The sequence below is a fragment of the Pseudomonas kulmbachensis genome (assembly GCF_963681935.1).
GTDB classification, from domain to species: domain Bacteria; phylum Pseudomonadota; class Gammaproteobacteria; order Pseudomonadales; family Pseudomonadaceae; genus Aquipseudomonas; species Aquipseudomonas kulmbachensis.
The window spans coordinates 4,432,261-4,440,000 of the sequence record NZ_OY817088.1; the positions used below are offsets into that span (position 1 = coordinate 4,432,261).

Here is a 7,740-nt window from a genome sequence, read left to right on the forward strand (position 1 = left end):
GGGTATGTAATAGAGTGGTGTTTTGTGAGTCGCAAACTTTCGGTTTGTATCGTCTTCACACACCGCAACTTGCAGGCTCTTGTGTTCAAGGGCGCAAATTGCTTGGGTGTTATATGGTCAAGCCTCACGGGCAATTAGTATTGGTTAGCTCAACGCCTCACAGCGCTTACACACCCAACCTATCAACGTCGTAGTCTTCGACGGCCCTTTAGGGAACTCAAGGTTCCAGTGAGATCTCATCTTGAGGCAAGTTTCCCGCTTAGATGCTTTCAGCGGTTATCTTTCCCGAACATAGCTACCCGGCAATGCCACTGGCGTGACAACCGGAACACCAGAGGTTCGTCCACTCCGGTCCTCTCGTACTAGGAGCAGCCCCTCTCAAATCTCAAACGTCCACGGCAGATAGGGACCGAACTGTCTCACGACGTTCTAAACCCAGCTCGCGTACCACTTTAAATGGCGAACAGCCATACCCTTGGGACCGGCTTCAGCCCCAGGATGTGATGAGCCGACATCGAGGTGCCAAACACCGCCGTCGATATGAACTCTTGGGCGGTATCAGCCTGTTATCCCCGGAGTACCTTTTATCCGTTGAGCGATGGCCCTTCCATACAGAACCACCGGATCACTAAGACCTACTTTCGTACCTGCTCGACGTGTCTGTCTCGCAGTCAAGCGCGCTTTTGCCTTTATACTCTACGACCGATTTCCGACCGGTCTGAGCGCACCTTCGTACTCCTCCGTTACTCTTTAGGAGGAGACCGCCCCAGTCAAACTACCCACCATACACTGTCCTCGATCCGGATAACGGACCTGAGTTAGAACCTCAAAGTTGCCAGGGTGGTATTTCAAGGTTGGCTCCATGCAGACTGGCGTCCACACTTCAAAGCCTCCCACCTATCCTACACAAGCAAATTCAAAGTCCAGTGCAAAGCTATAGTAAAGGTTCACGGGGTCTTTCCGTCTAGCCGCGGATACACTGCATCTTCACAGCGATTTCAATTTCACTGAGTCTCGGGTGGAGACAGCGCCGCCATCGTTACGCCATTCGTGCAGGTCGGAACTTACCCGACAAGGAATTTCGCTACCTTAGGACCGTTATAGTTACGGCCGCCGTTTACCGGGGCTTCGATCAAGAGCTTCGCGTTAGCTAACCCCATCAATTAACCTTCCGGCACCGGGCAGGCGTCACACCCTATACGTCCACTTTCGTGTTTGCAGAGTGCTGTGTTTTTAATAAACAGTCGCAGCGGCCTGGTATCTTCGACCGGCGTGGGCTTACGCAGTAAATGCTTCACCCTCACCGGCGCACCTTCTCCCGAAGTTACGGTGCCATTTTGCCTAGTTCCTTCACCCGAGTTCTCTCAAGCGCCTTGGTATTCTCTACCCAACCACCTGTGTCGGTTTGGGGTACGGTTCCTGGTTACCTGAAGCTTAGAAGCTTTTCTTGGAAGCATGGCATCAACCACTTCGTTAACTAAAAGTTAACTCGTCATCAGCTCTCGGCCTTAGAATCCCGGATTTACCTAAGATTCCAGCCTACCACCTTAAACTTGGACAACCAACGCCAAGCTGGCCTAGCCTTCTCCGTCCCTCCATCGCAATAACCAGAAGTACAGGAATATTAACCTGTTTTCCATCGACTACGCTTTTCAGCCTCGCCTTAGGGACCGACTAACCCTGCGTCGATTAACGTTGCGCAGGAAACCTTGGTCTTTCGGCGTGGGTGTTTTTCACACCCATTATCGTTACTCATGTCAGCATTCGCACTTCTGATACCTCCAGCAAGCTTCTCAACTCACCTTCACAGGCTTACAGAACGCTCCTCTACCGCATCACCTAAGTGATACCCGTAGCTTCGGTGTATGGTTTGAGCCCCGTTAAATCTTCCGCGCAGGCCGACTCGACTAGTGAGCTATTACGCTTTCTTTAAAGGGTGGCTGCTTCTAAGCCAACCTCCTAGCTGTCTAAGCCTTCCCACATCGTTTCCCACTTAACCATAACTTTGGGACCTTAGCTGACGGTCTGGGTTGTTTCCCTTTTCACGACGGACGTTAGCACCCGCCGTGTGTCTCCCATGCTCGGCACTTGTAGGTATTCGGAGTTTGCATCGGTTTGGTAAGCCGGGATGGCCCCCTAGCCGAAACAGTGCTCTACCCCCTACAGTGATACATGAGGCGCTACCTAAATAGCTTTCGAGGAGAACCAGCTATCTCCGAGCTTGATTAGCCTTTCACTCCGATCCACAGGTCATCCGCTAACTTTTCAACGGTAGTCGGTTCGGTCCTCCAGTTAGTGTTACCCAACCTTCAACCTGCCCATGGATAGATCGCCCGGTTTCGGGTCTATTCCCAGCGACTAGACGCCCTATTAAGACTCGCTTTCGCTACGCCTCCCCTATTCGGTTAAGCTTGCCACTGAAAATAAGTCGCTGACCCATTATACAAAAGGTACGCAGTCACCCAACAAAGTGGGCTCCCACTGCTTGTACGCATACGGTTTCAGGATCTATTTCACTCCCCTCTCCGGGGTTCTTTTCGCCTTTCCCTCACGGTACTAGTTCACTATCGGTCAGTCAGTAGTATTTAGCCTTGGAGGATGGTCCCCCCATATTCAGACAAAGTTTCTCGTGCTCCGTCCTACTCGATTTCACTGTAAAGATGTTTTCGCGTACAGGGCTATCACCCACTATGGCCGCACTTTCCAGAGCGTTCCGCTAACATCAATACAGCTTAAGGGCTGGTCCCCGTTCGCTCGCCACTACTAAGGGAATCTCGGTTGATTTCTTTTCCTCAGGGTACTTAGATGTTTCAGTTCCCCTGGTTCGCTTCTTAAGCCTATGTATTCAGCTTAAGATACCTAACTTATGTTAGGTGGGTTCCCCCATTCAGACATCTCCGGATCAAAGTCTGTTTGCCGACTCCCCGAAGCTTTTCGCAGGCTACCACGTCTTTCATCGCCTCTGACTGCCAAGGCATCCACCGTATGCGCTTCTTCACTTGACCATATAACCCCAAGCAATCTGGTTATACTATGAAGACGACATTCGCCGAAAATTCGCATGTTCAATTAAGAACTCATTCACAAATTTTACCTTAGCCTGAATAAACACCAGTGAAAGTGTTATCCAGTCTAACTTTCTATTACATACCCAAATTTTTAAAGAACGATCTAATCAAAAGATCAGAAATCAACATTCACTCTCTTTCGAGAAAATGTTCATTTCTAAGCTTTACGATAGAGAAGCCGTACAACCTAAGCGGCTTCTACCGTCTTTTACAGTGAATCAAGCAATTCGTGTGGGAACTTATGGAGCAGCTGATGTCGTCGATTAAGGAGGTGATCCAGCCGCAGGTTCCCCTACGGCTACCTTGTTACGACTTCACCCCAGTCATGAATCACACCGTGGTAACCGTCCTCCCGAGGGTTAGACTAGCTACTTCTGGTGCAACCCACTCCCATGGTGTGACGGGCGGTGTGTACAAGGCCCGGGAACGTATTCACCGTGACATTCTGATTCACGATTACTAGCGATTCCGACTTCACGCAGTCGAGTTGCAGACTGCGATCCGGACTACGATCGGTTTTATGGGATTAGCTCCACCTCGCGGCTTGGCAACCCTTTGTACCGACCATTGTAGCACGTGTGTAGCCCAGGCCGTAAGGGCCATGATGACTTGACGTCATCCCCACCTTCCTCCGGTTTGTCACCGGCAGTCTCCTTAGAGTGCCCACCATTACGTGCTGGTAACTAAGGACAAGGGTTGCGCTCGTTACGGGACTTAACCCAACATCTCACGACACGAGCTGACGACAGCCATGCAGCACCTGTCTCAATGTTCCCGAAGGCACCAATCTATCTCTAGAAAGTTCATTGGATGTCAAGGCCTGGTAAGGTTCTTCGCGTTGCTTCGAATTAAACCACATGCTCCACCGCTTGTGCGGGCCCCCGTCAATTCATTTGAGTTTTAACCTTGCGGCCGTACTCCCCAGGCGGTCAACTTAATGCGTTAGCTGCGCCACTAAGAGTTCAAGACTCCCAACGGCTAGTTGACATCGTTTACGGCGTGGACTACCAGGGTATCTAATCCTGTTTGCTCCCCACGCTTTCGCACCTCAGTGTCAGTATCAGTCCAGGTAGTCGCCTTCGCCACTGGTGTTCCTTCCTATATCTACGCATTTCACCGCTACACAGGAAATTCCACTACCCTCTACCATACTCTAGCTTGCCAGTTTTGGATGCAGTTCCCAGGTTGAGCCCGGGGATTTCACATTCAACTTAACAAACCACCTACGCGCGCTTTACGCCCAGTAATTCCGATTAACGCTTGCACCCTCTGTATTACCGCGGCTGCTGGCACAGAGTTAGCCGGTGCTTATTCTGTCGGTAACGTCAAGACAATCACGTATTAGGTAACTGCCCTTCCTCCCAACTTAAAGTGCTTTACAATCCGAAGACCTTCTTCACACACGCGGCATGGCTGGATCAGGCTTTCGCCCATTGTCCAATATTCCCCACTGCTGCCTCCCGTAGGAGTCTGGACCGTGTCTCAGTTCCAGTGTGACTGATCATCCTCTCAGACCAGTTACGGATCGTAGCCTTGGTGAGCCATTACCTCACCAACTAGCTAATCCGACCTAGGCTCATCTGATAGCGCAAGGCCCGAAGGTCCCCTGCTTTCTCCCGTAGGACGTATGCGGTATTAGCGTCCGTTTCCGAACGTTATCCCCCACTATCAGGCAGATTCCTAGGTATTACTCACCCGTCCGCCGCTCTCAAGAGAAGCAAGCTTCTCTCTACCGCTCGACTTGCATGTGTTAGGCCTGCCGCCAGCGTTCAATCTGAGCCATGATCAAACTCTTCAGTTCAAACATCTTTGGGTTTTTAAGAAACCCTAAACTTGGCTCAGCAATCGTTGGTTACATCTTTGATTTCTCGCGGAGTAACTTGTGATGCTGATAATCTTGTTGACTATCAGTCTGACTCCACAAGCACCCACACGAATTGCTTGATTCAGTTGTTAAAGAGCGGTTGGTTAGCTTTCGCTGAACCGAGGCGCGCATTCTACAGCAGCCTCTGTTGCTGTCAAGCGGTTATTTTAAGATGTTTTCAAAGTTTCCTCTGTAACATCAACCACTTGCGCTTTCGATCTCTCGTTAGCGGGAGGCGAATTCTACAGCGTTACACGCTGCTGTCAACACCTTATTTCCTGCTACGTTCAATCTACTTGTTAGCCAGGCAAATGGCCTGGTTAACAGCACACGCTTTTTACAAAGCTTGTACTTATACAAAAACAAAATCCCCGACTGCGTGAGCAGACAGGGATTTTGGAATTTAATCTTGACGATGACCTACTCTCACATGGGGAAACCCCACACTACCATCGGCGATGCATCGTTTCACTACTGAGTTCGGGATGGGATCAGGTGGTTCCAATGCTCTATGGTCGTCAAGAAATTCGGTAGCCAGGTCGTTTGCCTTTCGGCTTACGCTCCAGCGAATGGGTATGTAATAGAGTGGTGTTTTGTGAATCGCAAACTTTCGGTCTGTATCGTCTTCACACACCGCAACTTGCAGGCTCTTGTGTTCAAGGGCGCAAATTGCTTGGGTGTTATATGGTCAAGCCTCACGGGCAATTAGTATTGGTTAGCTCAACGCCTCACAGCGCTTACACACCCAACCTATCAACGTCGTAGTCTTCGACGGCCCTTTAGGGAACTCAAGGTTCCAGTGAGATCTCATCTTGAGGCAAGTTTCCCGCTTAGATGCTTTCAGCGGTTATCTTTCCCGAACATAGCTACCCGGCAATGCCACTGGCGTGACAACCGGAACACCAGAGGTTCGTCCACTCCGGTCCTCTCGTACTAGGAGCAGCCCCTCTCAAATCTCAAACGTCCACGGCAGATAGGGACCGAACTGTCTCACGACGTTCTAAACCCAGCTCGCGTACCACTTTAAATGGCGAACAGCCATACCCTTGGGACCGGCTTCAGCCCCAGGATGTGATGAGCCGACATCGAGGTGCCAAACACCGCCGTCGATATGAACTCTTGGGCGGTATCAGCCTGTTATCCCCGGAGTACCTTTTATCCGTTGAGCGATGGCCCTTCCATACAGAACCACCGGATCACTAAGACCTACTTTCGTACCTGCTCGACGTGTCTGTCTCGCAGTCAAGCGCGCTTTTGCCTTTATACTCTACGACCGATTTCCGACCGGTCTGAGCGCACCTTCGTACTCCTCCGTTACTCTTTAGGAGGAGACCGCCCCAGTCAAACTACCCACCATACACTGTCCTCGATCCGGATAACGGACCTGAGTTAGAACCTCAAAGTTGCCAGGGTGGTATTTCAAGGTTGGCTCCATGCAGACTGGCGTCCACACTTCAAAGCCTCCCACCTATCCTACACAAGCAAATTCAAAGTCCAGTGCAAAGCTATAGTAAAGGTTCACGGGGTCTTTCCGTCTAGCCGCGGATACACTGCATCTTCACAGCGATTTCAATTTCACTGAGTCTCGGGTGGAGACAGCGCCGCCATCGTTACGCCATTCGTGCAGGTCGGAACTTACCCGACAAGGAATTTCGCTACCTTAGGACCGTTATAGTTACGGCCGCCGTTTACCGGGGCTTCGATCAAGAGCTTCGCGTTAGCTAACCCCATCAATTAACCTTCCGGCACCGGGCAGGCGTCACACCCTATACGTCCACTTTCGTGTTTGCAGAGTGCTGTGTTTTTAATAAACAGTCGCAGCGGCCTGGTATCTTCGACCGGCGTGGGCTTACGCAGTAAATGCTTCACCCTCACCGGCGCACCTTCTCCCGAAGTTACGGTGCCATTTTGCCTAGTTCCTTCACCCGAGTTCTCTCAAGCGCCTTGGTATTCTCTACCCAACCACCTGTGTCGGTTTGGGGTACGGTTCCTGGTTACCTGAAGCTTAGAAGCTTTTCTTGGAAGCATGGCATCAACCACTTCGTTAACTAAAAGTTAACTCGTCATCAGCTCTCGGCCTTAGAATCCCGGATTTACCTAAGATTCCAGCCTACCACCTTAAACTTGGACAACCAACGCCAAGCTGGCCTAGCCTTCTCCGTCCCTCCATCGCAATAACCAGAAGTACAGGAATATTAACCTGTTTTCCATCGACTACGCTTTTCAGCCTCGCCTTAGGGACCGACTAACCCTGCGTCGATTAACGTTGCGCAGGAAACCTTGGTCTTTCGGCGTGGGTGTTTTTCACACCCATTATCGTTACTCATGTCAGCATTCGCACTTCTGATACCTCCAGCAAGCTTCTCAACTCACCTTCACAGGCTTACAGAACGCTCCTCTACCGCATCACCTAAGTGATACCCGTAGCTTCGGTGTATGGTTTGAGCCCCGTTAAATCTTCCGCGCAGGCCGACTCGACTAGTGAGCTATTACGCTTTCTTTAAAGGGTGGCTGCTTCTAAGCCAACCTCCTAGCTGTCTAAGCCTTCCCACATCGTTTCCCACTTAACCATAACTTTGGGACCTTAGCTGACGGTCTGGGTTGTTTCCCTTTTCACGACGGACGTTAGCACCCGCCGTGTGTCTCCCATGCTCGGCACTTGTAGGTATTCGGAGTTTGCATCGGTTTGGTAAGTCGGGATGACCCCCTAGCCGAAACAGTGCTCTACCCCTACAGTGATACATGAGGCGCTACCTAAATAGCTTTCGAGGAGAACCAGCTATCTCCGAGCTTGATTAGCCTTTCACT

At 50.8% G+C, this 7,740-nt stretch carries 4 rRNA genes (1 of these 4 only partly in view); all 4 read right to left on the reverse strand.

What is annotated here, in order from left to right:
* Nucleotides 1-113: 113 nt before the first annotated feature.
* Nucleotides 114-3,005: ribosomal RNA gene (locus U5A05_RS20525) — 23S ribosomal RNA — on the reverse strand.
* A gap of 327 nt (nt 3,006-3,332) precedes the next feature.
* Nucleotides 3,333-4,869, reverse strand: a 16S ribosomal RNA gene (locus tag U5A05_RS20530).
* Between the two features lie 470 nt (nt 4,870-5,339).
* Nucleotides 5,340-5,455 (reverse strand): 5S ribosomal RNA (gene rrf, locus U5A05_RS20535).
* A gap of 161 nt (nt 5,456-5,616) precedes the next feature.
* Nucleotides 5,617-7,740 (reverse strand): 23S ribosomal RNA (locus tag U5A05_RS20540) (it continues 767 nt past the right edge of the window).
* Together the 16S, 23S and 5S rRNA genes form the textbook arrangement of a ribosomal RNA operon.